The organism is Kitasatospora sp. NPDC004799, assembly GCF_040609095.1.
In the GTDB taxonomy this organism is placed as follows: Bacteria; Actinomycetota; Actinomycetes; order Streptomycetales; family Streptomycetaceae; genus Kitasatospora.
This window is the reverse complement of the sequence record NZ_JBEXJK010000007.1, coordinates 25,364-45,190: the sequence shown is the minus strand read 5'-3', so window position 1 is coordinate 45,190 and position 19,827 is coordinate 25,364. Positions and strand designations below refer to the sequence as shown.

The window sequence follows — 19,827 nt, the reverse complement described above, 5'->3', positions numbered from 1 at the left end:
CCGGTGGGCCCGCTCTCGACGGAACGGCCGCAGACGAGGAGCCCCGCACATGCCGCGACAGGACACCCCGGGCCCGACCCGCCCCGGTCCTCCCCCGACGGCCGTGTGCGTGGGCGAGTCCATGGCCGTCCTGCTGCCGGACCGTCCGGGCCCGCTGGAGTCGGTGGAGAGCTTCCGGCTCTCGGTCGGCGGCGCGGAGTCCAACGTGGCGGGCGCACTGGCCGCGCACGGCGTGCCGACCGCCTGGATCAGCCGGGTCGGCGACGACGGCTTCGGCCGCCGGCTGCTCACCGAGGTCGCCGCCCGCGGGGTGGACGTCTCGGCGGTCGCGGTCGACCCCCACCGCCCGACCGGCGTCTACCTCAAGGAGGTCGGCGGCACCACCGGCGACCGCCACGACCTCGGGCCCGGCCGCAGCCGGCTGCACTACCACCGGCGCGGCTCCGCGGCCGCCGCGCTCTCCCCCGACCTGCTCGCCGACCCGGCCGCCGCCGCGCTGCTGGCCGGCGCCCGGCTGCTGCACCTGTCCGGCATCACCGCCGCGCTCTCCGACGGCTGCCTGGCCCTGCTGCGCGCCCTGCTCGCCGACCGCCGCCCCGGCCGCCTGGTCAGTTTCGACCTCAACTGGCGCCCCTCCCTCTGGCGCGACCGCGACCCGGCCGTGCTGCCGCCGCTGCTGGACGCCGCCGACCTGCTGCTGCTCGGCGCCGACGAGGCCGAGGCCGCCTTCGGCACCGGCGACCCGGCCGCCCTGCGCCGCCGCTTCCCCGCCCCGGCCACCGTCGTGGTCAAGGACGCCGCGCGGCAGGTGACCGCCCTGGAGCGCGACGGTACGGCGGTCACCGAGCCGGCCCTCGCGGTCGAGGTGGTCGAGGCCACCGGCGCCGGCGACGCCTTCGCGGCGGGCTACCTGGCCGGCACCGTCCGCGGCCTGGACCAGCGGCGCCGGCTGCGGCTCGGCCACCTGAGCGCCGCCTGCGCGCTGACCGCCCACGGCGACCAGGCCGAGCTGCCGGACGCCGCCGTGGTCGCCGCGCTGCTCGACGCCTCCCCCGCCGCCTGGGCCGCCACCCGGGTCACCGCGGCGGGCATCACCGGCCCGGGCCTGCCCACCAGCCGTGCCGGCGATCGCACCCCGCCCGCCGACGCGTCGTCGCCGCCCACCGCCCCGGCACCGTCCAGCGACCCGGCACCGTCCGCCGACCGGGCCCGGGCACAATGAGCGGGAACCCCAGCCCTCGAAGCGGAGCACGATGAGCCAGACCGTCACCCGCGCCCTGCGCATCCTCACCGAACTCGGTGAGGGCGAGCGTTCCCTCGCCGAACTCGCCGAGGTGCTCGGCGTCCACAAGACGACCGTGCTCCGCCTGCTCCAGAGCCTCGAAGAGGAACGATTCGTCTATCGCGACGCGGCCTACCGCTACCACCTGGGCGCCGGCCTGTTCGCGCTCTCCGGCCTGGCCCTGGAGCAGCGCGGCGTGCGCCGGATCGCCGCCCCGCACCTGGCCGAGCTGAACGCCGCCACCGGCCAGACCGTGCACCTGGCCGCGTACGAGGGCGGCGAGGTGGTCTACATCGACAAGTTCGACTCCCGCCACCCGGTGCGGATGTACTCCCGGATCGGCCTGCGCGCCGCCCTGCACAGCGCCGCCGTCTCCAAGGTGCTGCTGGCCGACCTGCCGCTGCCCGAACGGCGCCGGGTGGTGGCCGGGATCGACTTCACCCCGCACACCGAGCGCACCCTGACCACCCCCGAGGCACTGCTCGCCGAGCTGGAGAAGGTCGCCGTCCAGGGCTGGGCGCAGGACCACGCCGAGCACGAGGCGTTCATCAACTGCGTGGCCGCGCCCGTCCGGGACGCCAGCGGCCGGGTGGTCGCCGCCGCCTCGATCTCCGTCCCGGACGTGGTGCTGCCGTACGAGCAGGTGCTGGACCTGCTCCCGCAGCTCCTCGCCACCACCCGCGCCGTCTCGGCCGACTGCGGCCGCCCCGACCACAACTGACGAACCGTCACACGACACCTAAGGAACCCCATGTCCTCCGAGCACCCCCGGAACGGCGAGAAGACCGAGATCCGCACCGACGGCGCCCCCGCCCCCGCCTGGATGTTCTCCCAGGGCGTCCGCAAGGGCCCGATCCTCCAGGTCTCCGGCCAGGGCCCGCAGGACCCGGCCACCGGCGAGTACCTGCACCACGGCGACGTCAAGGCGCAGACCCGCCGCACCCTGGAGAACGTCAAGGCCATCGTCGAGGCCGGCGGCGCCACCGTCGAGGACGTGGTGATGTTCCGCGTCTACCTCACCAAGCGCGCCGACTTCCCGCTGATGAACGAGGTCTACGCCGAGTTCATCGACGAGAACATCAAGCCCGGCGGCGTGAAGCCGTGCCGCACCACCGTCTTCGTCGAGCTGCCGCAGGAGCCGATGCTGGTCGAGATCGACGCCCAGGCCGTCATCGGCTGACCGGCCGCCGCGCCGGAGGGCCCGGACGCCACCCACGCGTCCGGGCCCTCCGGCATGCCCGCGCCCGTCCGCGTCGCCCCGGACGCCTGCTTGCCACACCCTCAGTCGCAGATTAGGTTAGGCTCACCTAACTAACTGGAGGTCCGTCCATGAGCCTGCCCACCGGCGACACCGAGGTCCCCGAGCCCACCACCGCCGAACGGATCCACAGCCTGCTCAGCACGACCTCCTCGCTCACCGTCCGCGCCCTGGGCGAGCACCACCACCTGGACACCCCGGTCTCCGTGCACGGCTCCCGGCTGCGGCTGCGCACCGCCCTGGACGACCCGCTCACCTCGGCCGCCGCCGGTGCCAGCGACGGCCTCGCCGTCGTCCTCGACGTCACCGACGTCGCCCCCGTCGCCGTCCGCGACCGGGTCCGCGCCCGGCTCACCCTGGCCGGCCGGCTGCACCTGGCCCACCTCGCCGACGACGGCCTCGGCGTGCACCTGCGGGTGGACGTCGCCCATGCCGTCCTCGCCACCCCGTACGGCACCGGCGCGATCACCGCCGGCGACCTCGCCCTCGCCTCCCCCGACCCGCTGGCCCGGCACGAGGCCGCGCTGCTCACCCACTTCGCCGACGACCACGCCGAGGCGCTCGACGTCCTGACCCGGCTGCTCGACCCGGCCGTGCTCACCCACGACCCGGAGGTCCGCCCGCTCGCCCTGGACCGCTACGGCCTGGTGCTGCGCCTGGACCACCCGCACGGCCACCGCGATGTCCGCCTGGTCTTTCCCGAACCGGCCCGCGACACCGACGACTTCGGCCACCGGATGCACGAGCTGCTGGCCGCCGCCCAGTACGGCCTGCCGGTCCACCGCGGCTGAGCGCCGGCCGACGGGCCGTCACCGCCCGCTCGGCCCGTCATCGGACCGTCACCGCCCGCTCGGCCCGTCATCGGACCGTCACCGCTCGACCGCGTCCTCCAGCACCACCCGCCCGATCCGCGCGTACAGCTCCGGCCGCCACCGGCGCACCGCGAGCGCCAGCCCGATCCCGCCCGCGAACACCCCGATCACCAGGTACGGGATCAGCCGGAACACCAGCGTGTGCGCCGCCGCGCCGGCCGCGGTGTCCTTGTTGAGCACCAGCAGCACCACCACCCCGGCCATCGCCACCCCGCCCACCAGCGGCGCGACCAGGGTCCGGAACCAGTGCGCCGTCTCCGGGTGCCGCCCCCGCACGTGGAAGTACCCGATCACGGCGAAGGAGCAGAGCGTCTGCACGACCAGGATCGCCATCGTCCCGAGCAGCGCCAGCAGGGTGTACAGGTGCGCGTACGGGTCCATCCCGGCCGCCAGGAACCCCGCCACCAGCCCCACCGCGATCACCGACTGCACCACCGAGGCGACGTGCGGCGAGCCGTGCCGCGGATGGGTGCGGCCCAGCGCCGGGTGCAGCAGCCCCTCCCGTCCGATCGCGTACAGGTACCGGGCCGCGCACTGGTGGAAGGCCATCGCGCAGGCGAACGAGCCGGTGACGACCAGCCATTGGAACACCCGCACCGCCCAGGGCCCCAGGTGCACACCGAGCGGATCGAAGAACAGGCTGTTGCCGTCCTTGCCCGGCACCCCGCCGCTCGCCACCGCGACCGCCTGCTCGACCCCGTTGCCGGACACGATCATCCAGGACACGAAGACGTAGAGCAGCCCGACCCCGATCACCGACACCAGCGTCGCCCGCGGCACCACCCGCTTCGGGTCGCGGGACTCCTCGCCGTACATCGCGGTGGACTCGAACCCCACCCAGGACCAGAACGCGAAGAACAGGCCGAGCCCGGCCGCCGCAGCCCCCGAACTCCCCACCCCCTTCAGCGCGTTCAGCGGGTTCACGGCCTCGGTCACGATCCCGTCCGGCCCGCCGCCGGAGCACAGCACCGCCAGCGAGACCGCCCCCAGCACCCCGATCTCCAGCACCAGCGCGACCCCGAGCACCTTGGCCGTCAGGTGCAGGTCGAACCAGGCCGTCACCCCGATCACCACCGCCCCGAACAGCGCGTACCAGCCCCAGCCCAGCTCCACCCCCAGCTGCGAACGGACCAGCCCGCGCAGCGAGTACGCGAAGAAGCCGAGGGCCGAGGCCTCGGTGACGACGTACGCGAGCACCGCGAGCAGCCCCGAGGCCATCCCCACCACCCGGCCCAGCCCGTGCGAGACGTAGCCGTAGAACGCGCCGGCCGCGGTGATGTGCCGGGCCATCGCCACGTACCCGACCGAGAACACCGTCAGCACGACGGTCGCCACGATGTACGCGGCGGGCGCGCCGACACCGTTGCCCTGTCCGACGATGATCGGCAGGTTGCCGGTCATCGCGGTGATCGGGGCCGCGGTGGCGAGCGCCATGAACACCACGCCGACCAGGCCGACCGAGTCCGGCTTCAGCCGGTCGACCCCGCCCGCCCCGGACCGCTCCCGCCCGGCCCTCTCCCCCGTCGCGTCCCCGCTCCGCACCGCCATCCGGCCTCCTCGCCTCCCGGACCCGCCCGGCCGGTCCGGCCGGACGCTGACCGTCCGCCAGCATCGCGCGCCGGAGGAACCCGCGAAGCCGCCGATCGACCGGTGCGGCCGCCGAGTTGACGCGACGTTCGACCGCTCGAACGGACGAGGAAGAGCCGCACCGCGCCGGACGACCGGGAAACGAAAGCGACCGGAAAGCAGAAGCGGCCGGGAAACGAAAGCGGCCGGCCCGGCCGTACGAGGAGGTCCTCGTACGGCCGGGCCGGCCTGGGCGTGTCCCGCGCCCATGTCCACTGTGCGGCGATCACCCGGTCGAGCGGTCACCCGACATGACCATCCCGGAGGATCGATTCGCCCCGCAGCAGCGGCGGTTCCTGAAACCCTCGAGGCTCAGCGGCCCTGGGGCCGGCGGCCCGTGGGTCAGAGCGCGACGCCGTGCGCGCGCAGGTAGGTGACCGGGTTGATGTCCGAGCCGTACTCCGAGCCGTTGCGGATCTCGAAGTGCAGGTGCGGGCCGGTCACGTTGCCAGTGGCGCCGGAGAGGCCGATCTGCTGGCCGACGGTGACGGTCTGACCGATCTTCACACCGATCGAGGAGAGGTGCGCGTACTCGGCGTAGTGGCCGTCGGCGAGCTTGATCTCGACCTCGTTGCCGTAGGCACCGCCGTTGCCGGCCTTGACCACGACACCGTTGGCGACGGCGCGCAGCGGGGTGCCGGTGGCGGCGACGAAGTCCTGGCCGGTGTGGTGGCCGGAGGCCCACATCGAGCCGGCCACGCCGTAGGCGGTGCCCAGCTTCGGGTTGGCCAGCGGCGCGACGTAGCCGGAGGTGGCGGCGGCGACCGGAGTGGCGGTCACGGCGGCGGCCGGAGCGGCGACCTGCAGCTGGGTCTGGAGCTGCGCGGACGGCTTGGCGGCCTCGGTCGTCACCTGGACCTGGGCCTGCGGCTTGGCGGCCTGGGTCGCCGGAGCGGCCGGCTTGGCCGGGGCGGCGGGCTTCGCCGGAGCGGCGTCGGCGGACGGCGCGGCGGCGTGGCCCGGCAGCGCGAGCTGCTGGCCCGGGAAGATCAGGTTCGGGTCGGCGCCGACGACCGAGCGGTTCTTCTCGTACAGCGCCTGCCAGCCGCCGTCGACCTTCTGGGCGTCGGCGATCTTGGACAGGGTGTCGCCGCTGACGACGCGGTAGCTCTCCTGCGCGGCCTGGGCGGCCGACTTGGCGTCGGCGGAGCCGACGGAGGCCTGCGCGGCCGGAACGGTGTGGGCCTGGGCGGTCACCGCGGTGACCAGCGGGAGGGCGAAGGAGACACCGGTGACGGCGGTGGCGATGCCGATGCGGGCGGCGCGGGGCAGGGCGATACGACGAGCCTGAGCAGGCATGGAAGTTTCCTCTCCGACGCCTGCGAGGTGAGCTGTCGGGTTCGGGCTGGAGTTGCCCGGCCGCATGCGCGGCTTCACCCCTAGCCGGCCCTGGACACCCGCGCCCTGAGGCGCGAACTCCGGTCCGGCGACTTACCTGTGGGTCCCCCGCTCCTGCCGTACAGAGTTCGTTTCGAACCACCGGGCAGCGGCAGGACTCGGCGTTCCACCCGGCGGATCCGTCCGGACTGGCCGGGCGGTCGCTGAACTAAAACCCATCCGTTCGGGTGAAGCAATGTCGATCACCCCCAGCGCCGCCGATCCACCCCCGTTCAGTGACCCTCCGCAGGTCCGGCCATACGATGCGTACACAATCCATTCACCCCCCGCCACTGATCCACGACCCTCCGCCGAGATCGGCGACGCTGCGCACCCGGCCGCTCACCCACCGCCCACGGCCAACACACCCACCGGTGACCCTTGTCACGTGCGCCTCAGCAGCGCAGGATTCGCCCGTGGCCACCTCCGAGGCCGGCACCCTGCGCCTGGGCACCGCGCAGGGTCGCTGGGTACTAATGGCGACGGTGCTCGGCTCCAGCATGGCGATGCTCGACGGCACCGTGGTGAACGTCGCCCTGCCCCGGATCGGCGCCGACCTCGGCGCGTCCCTGGCGTCCCTGCAATGGACCCTGAACGCCTATCTGCTCACCCTGGCGGGCCTGATCCTGCTCGGCGGCGCACTCGGCGACCGGTACGGGCGGCGCAAGGTCTTCCTGATCGGCGTGGTCTGGTTCGCCGTCGCCTCCGCGGCCTGCGCCGCCGCGCCGAACATCCACGTGCTGATCGCCGCCCGCGCCGTCCAGGGCATCGGCGGCGCGCTGCTCACCCCCGGCTCGCTCGCCATGCTCCAGGCCGTCTTCCACCCTGACGACCGCTCGGCGGCGGTCGGCCTCTGGTCCGGCCTCGGCGGGGTGTCGGCCGCGGTCGGCCCCTTCCTCGGCGGCTGGCTGGTGGACGGCCCCGGCTGGCGCTGGATCTTCCTGCTGAACCTGCCGCTCGCCGCCGCGGTGATCGCCGTCACCACCCGCTCGGTGCCGGAGAGCCGGGACGAGGACGCCTCCGGCCGCTTCGACGTGCTCGGCGCCGTGCTCGCCGCCCTCGCCCTCGGCGCGATCACCTACGCGCTGACCGCGGCCGGCGAGGGCCTGTCCCCCGCCGTCTGGGTCAGTGGCGCGATCGGGCTGGTGCTCGGCGTCGCCTTCGTGGCCGTCGAACGCCGCACCCCCGAGCCGATGCTGCCGCTCGGGCTGTTCTCCTCCCGGCTGTTCACCGCGGTGAACCTGGTCACCCTGTGCGTGTACGCGGCGTTCAGCGGCGTCTTCTTCCTGCTGGTGGTGCAGCTCCAGATCGTGTCCGGGTTCTCGCCGCTGGTCTCGGGCTTCGCCCTGGTGCCGATCACCGTGCTGATGCTGACGCTGTCCGCCCGCGCCGGACGCCTCGGCAAGCGGATCGGCCCGCGCCTCCCGCTGACCTTCGGCCCGCTGCTGTGCGCCGCCGGGGTGCTGCTGATGCTGCGCGTCGGCCCGGACTCCTCGTACTGGGTGGACGTGCTGCCCGCCGTCGCGGTGATGGGCTGCGGGATGACGCTGCTGGTCGCGCCGCTCACCGCGACCGTGCTGGCGGCCGTCGAGGTCCGGCACGCGGGCATCGCCAGCGGGGTCAACAACGCCGCCGCCCGCGCGGCCGGCCTGCTCGCGGTGGCCGCCCTGCCCGCGCTGGCCGGGCTGAGCGGCGACGCCTACCGGGTGCCGGCCTCGGTCGACTCCGCCTTCCACACCGCGATGCTGATCTGCGCGGGCCTGCTCACCGCCGGCGGACTGATCGCCTTCGCCACCGTACGGGGCAACGTGCTCGCCCCCGAGGAGCAGCCGGTGGCCGAGCCGAACTGCGACTGGCCGTGCGGCACCACCACCCCGCCGCTCGACCCGGGCCACGTCCGCACGACGCCCGAGGGCCCCGCCACCGGTCCGGCGGCAGGGCCCTCGCAGAAGAGCTGACGCGACGTCAGAGGATGTCGCCCGGCGCGTACTTGGCGGCCTCCGGGTAGGCGGCCGCGACGGCCTCCACCTGGCGCACCACCTCGGCGACCTGGGCACCGGCCGCGCCGGTGAAGGACAGCCGGTCGGCCAGCAGCGCGTCCAGCGCGGCCCGGTCCAGCGGGATCCGCTCGTCGGCGGCCAGCCGGTCCAGCAGCTCGTTCTCCCGGGCGCCCGCACGCATGGCCAGCGCGGAGGCGACGGCGTGCTCCTTGATGACCTCGTGCCCGGTCTCCCGGCCGACGCCCGCGCGCACCGCGCCCATCAGCACCTTGGTGGTGGCGAGGAACGGCAGGTAGCGGTCCAGCTCGGCCTCGATCACGGCGGGGAAGGCGCCGAACTCGTCGAGGACGGTCAGGAAGGTCTCCAGCAGGCCGTCGAAGGCGAAGAACGCGTCCGGCAGCGCGACCCGGCGCACCACCGAGCAGGAGACGTCGCCCTCGTTCCACTGGTCGCCGGCCAGCTCGCCGGTCATCGAGGCGTAACCGCGCAGGATGACGGCCAGGCCGTTGACGCGCTCGCAGGAGCGGGTGTTCATCTTGTGCGGCATCGCGGAGGAGCCGACCTGGCCCTCCTTGAAGCCCTCCGTGACCAGCTCGTGGCCGGCCATCAGACGGATGGTCTTGGCCAGGCTGGACGGCGCGGCGGCCAGCTGGACGAGGGCGGTGAGCACCTCGAAGTCCAGCGAGCGCGGGTAGACCTGGCCGACGCTGGTCAGCACGTGGTCGAAGCCGAGGTGCCCGGCGACCCGGCGCTCCAGCTCGGCGAGCTTCTCGGTGTCACCACCGAGCAGGTCCAGCATGTCCTGGGCGGTGCCGACCGGGCCCTTGATCCCGCGCAGCGGGTAGCGGGCGATCAGCTCCTCCAGGCGGCGGAAGGCGACCAGCAGCTCGTCGGCGATCGACGCGAACCGCTTGCCCAGGGTGGTGGCCTGCGCGGCCACGTTGTGCGAGCGGCCGGCCATGACCAGCTCGGAGTGCTGGGCGGCCAGCTTGGCCAGGCGCACCAGCACGGCCACCGTGCGGTCCCGCACGTGCTCCAGGGACTGGCGGATCTGGAGCTGCTCGACGTTCTCGGTCAGGTCCCGGGAGGTCATGCCCTTGTGGATCTGCTCGTGCCCGGCGAGCTCGCTGAACTCCTCGATGCGGGCCTTCACGTCGTGGCGGGTGACCCGCTCACGGGCGGCGATCGAGCCGAGGTCGACCTGGTCGATCACCCGCTCGTAGTCGGCGACGGCGTTCGCCGGAACCTCGACGCCGAGGTCCTGCTGGGCCTTCAGGACGGCGAGCCACAGGTGGCGCTCGAGGACCACCTTGTGCTCGGGGGACCACAGCTGGGCCAGGGTCGCCGAGGCGTACCGGGAGGCCAGGACATTGGGGATCTGGGGCTTCGCGCTCACGCTTCGCAAGCCTAACAGCCGAGGTCACGCCCCTTGCAGCCGCCGACGCGCTACGCCCGTAGAGCCATGGCGCTACTGCGGCGTGCCCGTACGCCCGGCCAGCACCGGCAGCACCTGGCCGCAGATCGAGTGCAGGGCGATCCGCTGCTCGTCGGTCATCGCCTCGAAGGCCTGGTGGGTCCTGGCCATCTCGCCGCGGATGTGGTTCAGGATCTCCCGGCCCTCGGCCGTGATCACCACGATCTTCACCCGGCGGTCACCGGCCGCCGCCTCCCGGTGGGCCAGGCCCAGCGACTCCAGCCGGTCCACGATCCCGGTGACGTTCGACGCGTCGCAGCCCAGGCGCCCGGCCAGTGCCCGCATCGGCACCGGCTCCTGCACCGCGCCCAGCGCCTTGGCCTGCGAGGAGGAGAGCCCGTGCCGGGCCGCGGCCGCCGCGAAGTCCTGGAAGTACGCGGCGCCGACGGCGGCCAACGCCTCCATCAACTCGGCGTTGGTCGGTACGGTCGTCGTCGCTGTCGAACCCATGAGGCCAGGGTACGACCAGGTGCTTCACCATCTCAAGCTTTGACCCGGGCAACCGTCGGCGAGCCGCCTCACACCGGCCTCGGACCCGCCTCACATCGGCCTCACACCGGCTTCAGAGCCGCTTCAGAGCCGCCTCGGCGCCGCCCGGCGTCAGAGCACCAGCTGGTCGAACAGCCGCCGCAGCTCCGTCTCCGGGTCCGCGGTCAGCCCGGTGTGCACCGGCCCCGGCTGGACGATCGCGCTGCGCGGCGCGGTCAGCCAGCGGAACCGCTGCCCGGGGCTGTCCCCCGCCGCCGGACCGGCCTGCGGGCCGCCGTGGCAGACCGCCTCGATCCCGTGCAGCGCCCGGCGCACGCCCTGCACGTCCGCCACCGGGTCCAGCGCCAGCAGCCGGGCCTGGTCCAGGTGGGTCCGGGCGGCGAGGTGCGAGCTCTGCCGGCAGTACAGCAGCACCCCGACGTTGACGCACTCGCCGCGCTCGACCCGCGGCACCGCGCGGATCACGGCGTACTCGTAGTCGTGCAGCTCGACGGTGGCGGGCAGCGCGGACAGCACGGGCTCGGTCATGCGGGCACCTCCGGCAGCCAGTCGCGCGGACCGGCCAGTCGCTCGGTCAACTGGGCGCGGTACGCGGCGCGCACCTCGTCGGGCGAGTCGAAGCCGAACTCGTCCGCCAGCCAGACCTCGGGGATCTGCGCCACCGCGCCCTCGATCGCCGCCTCGGCGAGCGGCGCGAGCGCCTTGTCGGCCGCCGCCAGGTCCGGCCGGGCCCGCAGCAGGGCGTGGTCGGAGGCGTCGTACGGGCGCCGGATCCAGGCCGCGGCGCCCGACCAGTTGTGGTGGAAGATCAGGCTCGCGCCGTGGTCGATCAGCCGCAGCCCGCCGGTCGCCACCAGCAGGTTGGGGTTGCGCCAGGAGCGGTCGACGTTGCCGATCAGCGCGTCGAACCAGAGCACCTGCCCGGCGAGTTCCGGGTCCACCTCGAAGCAGAGCGGGTCGAAGTTGAGCGCGCCGCTGACGAAGGCCATTCCCAGGTTGGTCCCGCCGCTGGCCCGCATCTGGTCCTGGATCTGGTGGTCCGGCTCGCTGCGCGCGAGCACCGGGTCCAGGTCGACGGTCACCAGCTCCGGCACCGGCAGCCCGAGCCGCCGACCGAACTCCCCGGCCAGCACCTCCGCGACCAGCGCCTTGCGGCCCTGCGCCGCGCCGACCCATTTCAGCGCGTACAGCCGCCGATCGTCGGCCTCGACCAGGCCCGGCATCGAGCCGCCTTCTCGCAGTGGCGTCACGTACCGGATCGCCGTCACCTCGGGTAGCACGGCCGACAGCTTATCGGGGTCGCCGCCCCTTCCTCTCCCTTCCTCCCGCCGCCACCCCGCACGCCCCCGCTGCTCCCGTTTCCGTCCCCTCCCCCTCCCACCCCCACGGCCCCGCCCCGGTGGCAGCCCCCGCTGCTCCGTGCGAGTGTGGCGGGCAGTAACGGGGACCTTCACGGCAAAGGGATGAGCGATGGAACGACCTCGGATCCTGATCGTGGGCGGTGGCTTCGCCGGCCTGGAGTGCGCCCGCCGCCTCGAACGCAAGCTGTCACCGTCGGAGGCCGAGATCACGCTGGTCACGCCGTTCAGCTACCAGCTCTACCTCCCCCTCCTCCCCCACGTCGCGGCCGGCGTCCTCACCCCGCAGTCCGTGGCCGTCTCCCTGCGCCGCTCGCTGCGCCGCACCCACATCGTCCCCGGCGGCGCCATCGGCGTGGACCCGGCCTCCAAGGTGTGCGTCGTCCGCAAGATCACCGACGAGGTGGTCGCCCAGCGGTACGACGTCCTGGTGCTCGCCCCCGGCAGCGTCACCCGCACCTTCGACATCCCCGGCCTCACCGACTACGCCCGCGGCATGAAGACGCTCGCCGAGGCGGCCTACGTCCGCGACCACGTGATCGCCCAACTCGACCTCGCCTCCGCCTCCGTGGACCAGAAGGAGCGCGAGTCCCGGCTCCAGTTCGTGGTGGTCGGCGGCGGCTACGCGGGCACCGAGACGGCCGCCTGCCTGCAGCGCCTGACCACCGCCGCCGCCCACCGCTACCCGCGCCTGGACGCCCGGCAGATCAAGTGGCACCTGATCGACATCGCCCCGAAGCTGATGCCGGAGCTCGGCGACCCGCTCGGCGAGGCCGCCCTGGAGGTGCTGCGCGACCGCGGCATCGAGGTGTCGCTGGGCGTCTCGGTGGCCGAAGTCGGCGCCGAGACGGTCAAGTTCACCGACGGCCGGGTGCTCCCCTGCCGCACCCTGATCTGGACCGCCGGGGTGGCCGCGAGCCCGCTGATCGGCACCCTGGACGCCGAGACGGTCCGCGGCCGGCTCGCCGTGACGGCGGAGATGCGGGTCCCGCAGTTCGAGGGCGTGTTCGCGCTCGGCGACGCCGCCGCCGTCCCCGACCTCGCCAAGGGCGACGGCGCGGTCTGCCCGCCGACCGCCCAGCACTCCGCCCGCCAGGGCCGCGCGGTCGCGAACAACGTGATCGCCTCGCTCCACAACCAGCCCCTGGAGCCGTACTACCACAAGGACTTGGGCCTGGTGGTCGACCTCGGCGGCAAGGACGCCGTCTCCAAGCCGCTCGGGGTGGAGCTGCGCGGGGTGCCCGCCCAGGTGGTGGCGCGCGGCTACCACCTGATGGCGATGCGCACCAACGCGGCCAAGTTCCGGGTGGGCGCCAACTGGCTGCTCAACGCGACCGCCGGCGACGACTTCGTCCGCACCGGCTTCCTCGCCCGCCAGCCCGCCCGACTGCAGGACTTCGAGTACACCGACGCCTATCTGACGAAGGATCAGGTCCGCGCACACGCCCAGTCGTTGCTCGCGAAGGGCTGAGCGCACCGCCGGACGGCGCCCCCGCGGCCAGGGCCGCGGGGGCGCCGAACCGTGCGGTCACCGTACGGTCACCGCGCGGTCAGGTACATCCCGCTCGCGTCCCGCCCGGCCGTGTTGCGGCACGCGTAGTCACCGCTCGGGCGGGCCCAGAGCAGCGTCAGACAGCGCCCGACCGCCTGCTGGCCGTAGTAGTTGGGGTGCATCGACTCCTGCAGCACCCCCTGGGTGGAGTTGAGCCCGCCGTCCAGGAAGCGCGCCCACTCGCTGGTGGTCGCGGACGGGCCGGAGCTCGCGGTCGGCTGCGTGGTGGCCGTCGAGCAGACCTCGCGGCCCTGCAGCATGTCCGACAGGTCCAGGAACTGCGCGCCCTTGGCGGCGGCGACGCCCGCCAGGGCCTTCGAGATCTGCGGCACCATCGAGTCGCGGGCCCAGTCGGCGTCCCCGTCCCAGAACGGGCAGCCGCCGGTGTTGGAGCGGGTCCAGCCGCTCTCCGGGTAGCGCATCTCGGCGCTGCGCGGGATCGGCGACGGGTAGGACTGCAGCACCAGGCGGTAGTCCGACGGCGCGTAGCCGGCGTCGGCCATCACCGCCCGGATCTCGTCGATCGCCTTGCCGACCCCGGCCATCGCCGCGGGCATCCGGTCGTCGATCCGGGACTGCGCGGAGTCGTGGCAGTACGAGTACCAGACCAGGTAGTCCTGCACGCAGGTGGAGATGACGTCCGCGAAGCCCAGGTCGTTGCCGCCGATCGACAGGGTGATCAGCTGGACGTCGTTCTGCCGTGCCACGGTGGCGAGTTGGTCGGCCTGCGGGGCCTCGCCCTTGTAGGACCGGCCGCCGTTCGAGGCGCGGAAGACGTTCTCGGTGACGGCACCGGAGCAGGCCAGGTCGATCTCGTTCTGGGCGCCGGTGGCGGCGCTGAGCACCTCGGCGACGTCCGAGCGGTCGCACCCGCTCGTGGCGGTGGCGCCGTAGACCCGCGAGGGGTCGTACGAACCGCCGGTCCAGGCCCGGTCGGTGCCGTTGCGGCTGCCGCCGGTGCCGGCCGCGTTGCCCTTCCAGCGGCCGGCCTCGCCGGAGATGTAGCTGTCGCCGAGCGTGACGCTGGCGGTGGGCCCGGACGGCACGACGGACGGCACAACGGCCGGTGCGGCGGAGGCCGGCGAGGCGACGGCCAGGCCCGCGACGGCGAGCGGGAGGGCGAGCGCTGCGGCGAGCAGCCGGCGGGCGGGTCGAGGGGCGCTGCGGGTGGGTCTCGAACAGTTCTCGGGCACTGCGGAACTCCTGCGGCTCGGTCTTCCCGGGGCATGGGGAACGGGAGGACGCCTGGGTGAGGGTGGGCCGCCGGCCGGTGGCGCGATGAAGATGACATGCCCGCGCTGGCTACCGCTAGGTAGCTGCGGGAGGTTTCCGCTTTTGTTACCGCCGGGTTCAGACCAAGCACACGGCCGATGACCGGACGCCGCCCCCGGTTCACACCCGCCACACCTGCCCCACGAGCCTCACTCGCCGCAGCCCCCGAGGCCTCAGACCAGCCGGGACGCGCCCCCGCCCGTCCCCAGCACCGCCGCCAGGTCCTCCGCCAGCTCCCGCGCCTGCGCCGCCTCCAGCCGCGCCGTGGTGAACCGCAGCCCGGGCGGCGACTGGATCCGGTACCGCGCGCCGGGCGCCGCGACCCAGCCGCGCTGCACCAGCGCCGCCAGCACCGAGGTCTCGTCCGGCACCGGCACCCAGACGTTCAGCCCGCTCCGCCCGTGCGCCGCGATCCCCCGGGCCGCCAGCTCGCCCAGCAGCGCGTCCCGTCGCGCCCGGTACGCGGCGGCCACCCGGTCCACCGGCGCGGCGTCGCTGCGCCACAGCTCCGCGACGGTGCGCTGCAGCAGGTGGCTGACCCAGCCGGCGCCCAGCCGCAGCCGGCCCGCCACCCGCCCGATCGTCTCCTCGTCGCCGACCGCCACCGAGACCCGCAGGTCCGGCCCGTACGCCTTGGCCGCCGAGCGCACCACCGCCCAGTGCCGGGTGCCGGCCCCGACCAGCGGGTGGTACGGCTGGTCGACCATGCCGTGCCCGTGGTCGTCCTCGATCAGCAGCACCCCGGGGTGCTCGGCCAGGACGGCCCGCAGCTCCTCGGCCCGCCGCGCGGTGAGCGCCGCCCCGGTCGGGTTCTGCGCCCGGCTGGTGACCACCACCGCCCGGACGCCCTCGGCCAGTGCCGCGGCCAGCGCGCCCGGCAGCGGGCCCTCGTCGTCCAGCCGGACGGGCACCTGCCGCAGCCCCAGCGCGGGCAGCAGGTCGAGCAGGCTGCCCCAGCCCGGGTCCTCGACGGCCACCGCGTCGCCGGGGCGCAGCCGGGCGCCGAGGATCCGTTCGACGGTGTCCAGCGAGCCGGAGGCGACGGCGATCGGGCCGCCGGGCAGGCCGTCGGCCTCGAAGGAGGCGCGGGCGAGCGCGAGCAGCAGCGGGTCGACGGCGGCGTGCCCGTAGAGCACCGGGTCGGTGCGCGCGGCCTCGGCGGCGGCCGCGAGGGCCGGGGCGAGGTCGGGCAGCAGGGCCGGGTCGGGGTTGCCGGTGGACAGGTCGCGGGCGTGCGGCGGGACGGGGACGCGGATCTGGTCGCGCGGGGTGAGCGCGGGCCTGGGCAGGACGCGGCTGCCCTTGCGGCCGGCGGTCTCGATCACGCCGCGGTCGCGCAGCAGCCGGTAGGCGGCGGCGACGGTGTTGGGGTTGACGCCCAGTTCGGCGGCGAGGTCGCGCAGCGGGGGCAGCGCGGTTCCGGGGGCGAGCTGCCCGCTGCTCACGCCCTGTTCGATGTGGGCCGCGATTTCGCTGGCGCGTCGCCCTTTCAGCGGATAGTCTCCTAGCACAAAGCAAATTATGCACTAGTACATAGAGGATGTCATGTCAGCCAGCCCGGAAGGTTCGCCCAGCTACTCCCGGACCCCCAGGACGACCCCCACCCGCTACCGGGACCGGGCCACCTGGGAGCAGGAGGCGATCCACGCCATCCTCGACAGCGCCTACATCTGCCACCTCGGCTTCGTCGCCGACGGCGCCCCCGTGGTCCTGCCGACGATCTTCGCCCGGGTCGGCAGCCGGCTCTACGTCCACGGCTCCACCGGCAGCCGCCCGCTGCGCAACGCCGCCGGCGAGCAGGGCATGCCGGTCTGCGTCACCGTCACCCAGGTCGACGCGCTGGTGCTGACCAAGTCCGCGTTCAACCACTCGGTGAACTTCCGCTCGGTGGTCGCCCACGGCACCGCCCACCAGGTCACCGACCCGCAGGAGCTGGACGTCGCGCTCGCCGCGCTGGTCGACCACGCGGTCCCGGGCCGCTCCGCCGAGGTCCGTCCGGCCAACGCCAAGGAGCTCGCCGCCACCGCCGTCCTCCGGCTGGAGCTGGACGAGGTCTCGGCCAAGACCCGCGCGGACGCCGCCGACGACGACCCGGAGGACGTCGACCTGCCGTACTGGTCCGGCCTGATCCCGGTCACCACCGTGCACGGCACCCCCGAGCCGCACCCCGGCACCACCCTCCCGCTCCCCGCGCACCTGCGCCGCTACCCCCGCTGACAGGAGGCGCATCCATGCTGATCCGATCCTGGGACCGCGGTGACGAGGCCGAGTGGCGCGCCTGGCTGGCCGAGGGCCGCGACTTCGGCCTGCTGGCCGCCAACGGCCGCCCCGGCGAGGGCCCGGTGCTCGTCCCGACCCACTTCCTGCTGGACGCCGACCGCGGCGAGATCCTGCTCCACCTCGGCGCGCCCAACCCGCTGCTGGCCGCCGTCCGGGCCGATCCGCAGGTCACCCTCGCGGTCACCGACGGCTACGCCTTCGCCCCGGGCCACTGGCGCGGCGCGCCGGGCACGCCCACCAGCTACTACTCCTCGGTCCACTTCCACTGCACCGCCGAGGTGGTGGAGTCCGCGGCCGGCAAGGCGGAGATCCTCAACCGTCAGCTGGCGCACTTCCAGCCCGAGACGCCGGAGGTCCGGGTGGTGCCCGGCGAGGGCGAGCTGGCCCGGCAGCTGCCCGGGATGCGGGCGCTGCGACTGACGGTGATCGAGGTGCGGGCCAAGTTCAAGTACGACGACAAGAAGCCCGCCGAGGTGCAGTACGCGCTCGCCGACCGGCTCGCCGAGCGCGCCGACGGCGGCGGGCGCGGCCGCGACCAGTACGGCGCCGCCCGGACCCAGCTGCTCCGCCGTCACGGGCGGCGCACGGCCGGGACGCGCGCCTCCGACTGACCCCGGATCACCCGGTCGGCCGCCAGCTCGGGCAGCCCGGCCGCGACGCTGCTCGAATGTGAGACGAGCCCTGCCCACTCGGCGTCAGAGCGGGCCCGTCCACCCCCGGGAGCGTGCGTGTCCTCAGTCAACAGCCAACGGGCGGGCGGCGAGGCCCACCTCGGCCACGTGGTGTTCATCTCGGCGGCCGCCGCCATGGGCGGCTTCCTGTTCGGCTACGACAGCGCGGTGATCAACGGCGCCGTGACGGGCATCCAGAAGCACTTCGCGGTGGGCCACGGCACGACCGCCTTCGTGGTGGCGATCGCGCTGCTGGGTTCGGCGGCCGGCGCGGTGATCGCCGGCCGGCTCGCCGACCACTTCGGCCGGGTCCGCACGATGCTGCTGGCCGCCGTGCTGTTCGCGGCCAGCGGCATCGGCTCGATGTTCCCGCCGAACATCGAGACCCTGGCCACCTGGCGCGTGGTCGGCGGCATCGCGATCGGCATCGCCTCGGTGATCGCCCCGACCTACATCGCCGAGGTCGCCCCGACCGCCTACCGCGGCCGGCTCGCCTCCTTCCAGCAGATGGCGATCGTGCTCGGCATCACCGTCTCCCAGCTCGCCAACTGGGCGCTCAACCAGGCCGCCGGCGGCGAGTCCACCAACCACCTCGGCGGCGTCCAGGCCTGGCAGTGGATGCTCGGCGTCGAGGCCATCCCGGCCCTGGTCTACGGGCTGATGGCACTCGCCATCCCGGAGTCGCCGCGCTTCCTGATCGCCGACCACCGCGAAGCGCAGGCCCGCAAGGTACTGGTCGAGGTCGAGGGCGAGGGGGTGGACCTGGACGCCCGGGTGGCGGAGATCCGCGCGGTGCTGGAGTCCGCCCACAAGCCCCGGATGAAGGACCTGCTCGGCGGCCGCTTCGGCCTGCTGCCGATCGTCTGGGTCGGCATCGGCGCCTCGGTGTTCCAGCAGTTCGTCGGCATCAACGTGATCTTCTACTACTCCTCGTTCCTGTGGCAGTCGGTCGGCATCAACGAGTCCAACTCGCTGCTCATCAGCCTCTCCACCTCGATCATCAACGTGATCGGCACGGTGATCGCGATGGCCCTGGTGGACCGGATCGGCCGCAAGCCGCTCGCCCTGGCCGGCTCGATCGGCATGGCGGCCGCGCTGGGCACCGCCGCCTGGGCGTTCTCCTACCGGCACGGCACCGGCGACACCGCCACCCTGGACGACACCCACGCCACCGTCGCCCTGGTCGCCGCGCACGTCTTCGTGCTCTGCTTCGCCTTCTCCTGGGGCGTGGTGGTCTGGGTGCTGCTCGGCGAGATGTTCCCCAACCGGATCCGCGCGCTGGCGCTGTCCGTCGCCGCCTCGGCGCAGTGGATCGCCAACTGGGCGATCACCGTCAGCTTCCCGGACCTCGCCGACTGGAACCTCTCCGCGACGTACGTCATCTACGCGGCCTTCGCGCTGCTCTCCATCCCGTTCGTGGCCTTCTGCATCAGGGAGACCAAGGGCCGCGCCCTGGAGGAGATGGGCTGATCGGGCCCCTCCCGCGTGCCCGGCCCCGCCCGCGTACCCGGTTCCTCCCGCCGTACCCGGCCCGACCCACCGAGAGGAAGCCATGCCTGACCAGGGCGGCTCCCGGCAGAACGTCACCTTCCCGAGCAACGGCCGCACCGCGCACGGCTACCTGGCCCGCCCGCCGCAGGGCGTCGGCCCCGGCCTGGTGGTGGTCCAGGAGTGGTGGGGGCTCACCTCGCACATCGCCGACATGGCCGACCGCTTCGCCGCCGAGGGCTTCACCGTCCTCGCCCCCGACCTGTTCGGCGGCGCCACCACCCACGACGGCGCCGAGGCGGCCCGGTTCAAGCGCGAACTCCCGGTCGACCGGGCGGTGACGGACCTGGCCGGGGCGGTCGACCACCTGCTCGCCCTGGACGGCGTGGTCGGCGACGCGGTCGGCGTGGTGGGCTTCTGCATGGGCGGCGGCTTCGCCCTGCTGCTGGCCGCCCGGGCCGGCGACAAGGTGGCCGCCGTGGTCCCGTTCTACGGCCTGCCGCCCGACCCGGACTTCGACTACCGCGGCCTGACCGCCCATGTGCTCGGCCACTTCGGCGAGTTGGACGGCTCGATCCCGATGGCCGCGGTGGACGAGGCGGCGATCCGGATCGGCGAGGCCACCGACGTCCGCCCGGAGATCCACTTCTACCCGGCCGGGCACGCCTTCATGAACGACGAGAACCTGCTCGGCACCTACGACCCGCTGCAGGCCAGGATCGCCTGGCGCCGGACCCTCACCTTCCTCTGGGGCCACCTCGGCTGACCCCCGGGGCCGCCTCGGCTGAAACCCCACCCTCCGAGCGCCCCGGTGGGAAAATCGGATGG

18 protein-coding genes and 1 riboswitch are annotated in these 19,827 nt (G+C 74.0%); of the genes, 10 read left to right on the top strand and 8 right to left on the bottom strand.

The window, feature by feature from the left end:
• Positions 1–49 precede the first annotated feature (49 nt).
• The 4 genes from ABZW03_RS02040 to ABZW03_RS02025 all read left to right on the top strand — a co-directional run bounded on the left by ABZW03_RS02040 (position 50) and on the right by ABZW03_RS02025 (position 3,331).
• Positions 50–1,222, top strand: coding sequence for a sugar kinase (locus ABZW03_RS02040; RefSeq protein WP_355250703.1), 1,173 nt, complete (start codon positions 50–52; stop codon positions 1,220–1,222).
• 31 nt (positions 1,223–1,253) lie between these two features.
• Positions 1,254–2,003 (top strand): IclR family transcriptional regulator, encoded by a 750-nt coding sequence (locus ABZW03_RS02035; protein WP_355250700.1) that lies wholly within the window; start codon positions 1,254–1,256, stop codon positions 2,001–2,003.
• Positions 2,004–2,033: 30 nt separating this feature from the next.
• On the top strand, positions 2,034–2,462 hold the full coding sequence (locus ABZW03_RS02030; protein ID WP_355250697.1) for a RidA family protein: 429 nt from the start codon (positions 2,034–2,036) through the stop codon (positions 2,460–2,462).
• A 149-nt stretch (positions 2,463–2,611) separates the two neighbouring features.
• Positions 2,612–3,331 (top strand): DUF2470 domain-containing protein, encoded by a 720-nt coding sequence (locus tag ABZW03_RS02025; protein WP_355250694.1) that lies wholly within the window; start codon positions 2,612–2,614, stop codon positions 3,329–3,331.
• A gap of 78 nt (positions 3,332–3,409) precedes the next feature.
• Here ABZW03_RS02025 and ABZW03_RS02020 read toward each other — a convergent pair whose 3' ends face one another.
• Together ABZW03_RS02020 and ABZW03_RS02015 are read right to left on the bottom strand one after the other, a co-directional pair.
• Positions 3,410–4,846: an APC family permease gene (locus ABZW03_RS02020; RefSeq protein ID WP_355250734.1), complete on the bottom strand. Its 1,437-nt coding sequence runs from the start codon at positions 4,844–4,846 to the stop codon at positions 3,410–3,412.
• A gap of 534 nt (positions 4,847–5,380) precedes the next feature.
• A complete protein-coding gene (locus tag ABZW03_RS02015; protein ID WP_355250691.1) occupies positions 5,381–6,337 on the bottom strand; it encodes a LysM peptidoglycan-binding domain-containing M23 family metallopeptidase in 957 nt (318 codons plus the stop codon).
• Between the two features lie 2 nt (positions 6,338–6,339).
• Positions 6,340–6,550, bottom strand: a riboswitch (cyclic di-AMP (ydaO/yuaA leader).
• Between the two features lie 341 nt (positions 6,551–6,891).
• Here ABZW03_RS02015 and ABZW03_RS02010 point away from each other — a divergent pair.
• Positions 6,892–8,373 carry an MFS transporter gene (locus ABZW03_RS02010; RefSeq protein WP_355250731.1) on the top strand — a complete coding sequence of 494 codons (1,482 nt, stop codon included), beginning with the start codon at positions 6,892–6,894 and terminating at the stop codon, positions 8,371–8,373.
• A 7-nt stretch (positions 8,374–8,380) separates the two neighbouring features.
• Here the strand turns inward: ABZW03_RS02010 and purB are convergent, their stop codons facing one another.
• The 4 genes from purB to ABZW03_RS01990 form a co-directional block, all read right to left on the bottom strand.
• Positions 8,381–9,811 carry an adenylosuccinate lyase gene (purB, locus tag ABZW03_RS02005; RefSeq protein ID WP_355250688.1) on the bottom strand — a complete coding sequence of 477 codons (1,431 nt, stop codon included), beginning with the start codon at positions 9,809–9,811 and terminating at the stop codon, positions 8,381–8,383.
• 72 nt (positions 9,812–9,883) lie between these two features.
• Positions 9,884–10,339 carry a MarR family transcriptional regulator gene (locus ABZW03_RS02000; RefSeq protein ID WP_355250685.1) on the bottom strand — a complete coding sequence of 152 codons (456 nt, stop codon included), beginning with the start codon at positions 10,337–10,339 and terminating at the stop codon, positions 9,884–9,886.
• Between the two features lie 150 nt (positions 10,340–10,489).
• Complete coding sequence (locus ABZW03_RS01995) at positions 10,490–10,906, bottom strand: DUF3037 domain-containing protein (RefSeq protein ID WP_355250682.1); 417 nt, start codon at positions 10,904–10,906, stop codon at positions 10,490–10,492.
• A complete protein-coding gene (locus ABZW03_RS01990; protein WP_355250679.1) occupies positions 10,903–11,658 on the bottom strand; it encodes a HipA family kinase in 756 nt (251 codons plus the stop codon). The genes ABZW03_RS01995 and ABZW03_RS01990 overlap by 4 nt, the downstream gene beginning before the upstream one ends.
• 190 nt (positions 11,659–11,848) lie before the next feature.
• Between ABZW03_RS01990 and ABZW03_RS01985 the strand changes: the two genes are divergently transcribed.
• Positions 11,849–13,207, top strand: a complete 1,359-nt coding sequence (locus ABZW03_RS01985) for an NAD(P)/FAD-dependent oxidoreductase (RefSeq protein ID WP_355250676.1) — start codon at positions 11,849–11,851, stop codon at positions 13,205–13,207.
• Between the two features lie 68 nt (positions 13,208–13,275).
• On the opposite strand, the gene ABZW03_RS01980 is transcribed toward ABZW03_RS01985, so the two are convergent.
• Together ABZW03_RS01980 and ABZW03_RS01975 are read right to left on the bottom strand one after the other, a co-directional pair.
• On the bottom strand, positions 13,276–14,481 hold the full coding sequence (locus ABZW03_RS01980) for a GDSL-type esterase/lipase family protein (protein ID WP_355250673.1): 1,206 nt from the start codon (positions 14,479–14,481) through the stop codon (positions 13,276–13,278).
• Between the two features lie 252 nt (positions 14,482–14,733).
• On the bottom strand, positions 14,734–16,071 hold the full coding sequence (locus ABZW03_RS01975) for an aminotransferase class I/II-fold pyridoxal phosphate-dependent enzyme (protein WP_355250670.1): 1,338 nt from the start codon (positions 16,069–16,071) through the stop codon (positions 14,734–14,736).
• Positions 16,072–16,105: 34 nt separating this feature from the next.
• On the opposite strand from ABZW03_RS01975, the gene ABZW03_RS01970 reads away from it, so the two are divergent.
• The 4 genes from ABZW03_RS01970 (at position 16,106) to ABZW03_RS01955 (ending at position 19,765) form a co-directional block, all read left to right on the top strand.
• Entirely contained in the window at positions 16,106–16,777 is a 672-nt protein-coding gene (locus ABZW03_RS01970) for a pyridoxamine 5'-phosphate oxidase family protein (protein ID WP_355250667.1), read from the top strand.
• A 14-nt stretch (positions 16,778–16,791) separates the two neighbouring features.
• On the top strand, positions 16,792–17,451 hold the full coding sequence (locus ABZW03_RS01965; RefSeq protein WP_355250664.1) for an FMN-binding negative transcriptional regulator: 660 nt from the start codon (positions 16,792–16,794) through the stop codon (positions 17,449–17,451).
• A gap of 117 nt (positions 17,452–17,568) precedes the next feature.
• Positions 17,569–18,981, top strand: a complete 1,413-nt coding sequence (locus tag ABZW03_RS01960; RefSeq protein ID WP_355250661.1) for a sugar porter family MFS transporter — start codon at positions 17,569–17,571, stop codon at positions 18,979–18,981.
• An 82-nt stretch (positions 18,982–19,063) separates the two neighbouring features.
• Positions 19,064–19,765: an alpha/beta fold hydrolase gene (locus tag ABZW03_RS01955; RefSeq protein ID WP_355250658.1), complete on the top strand. Its 702-nt coding sequence runs from the start codon at positions 19,064–19,066 to the stop codon at positions 19,763–19,765.
• The last annotated feature ends 62 nt before the right edge of the window (positions 19,766–19,827 follow it).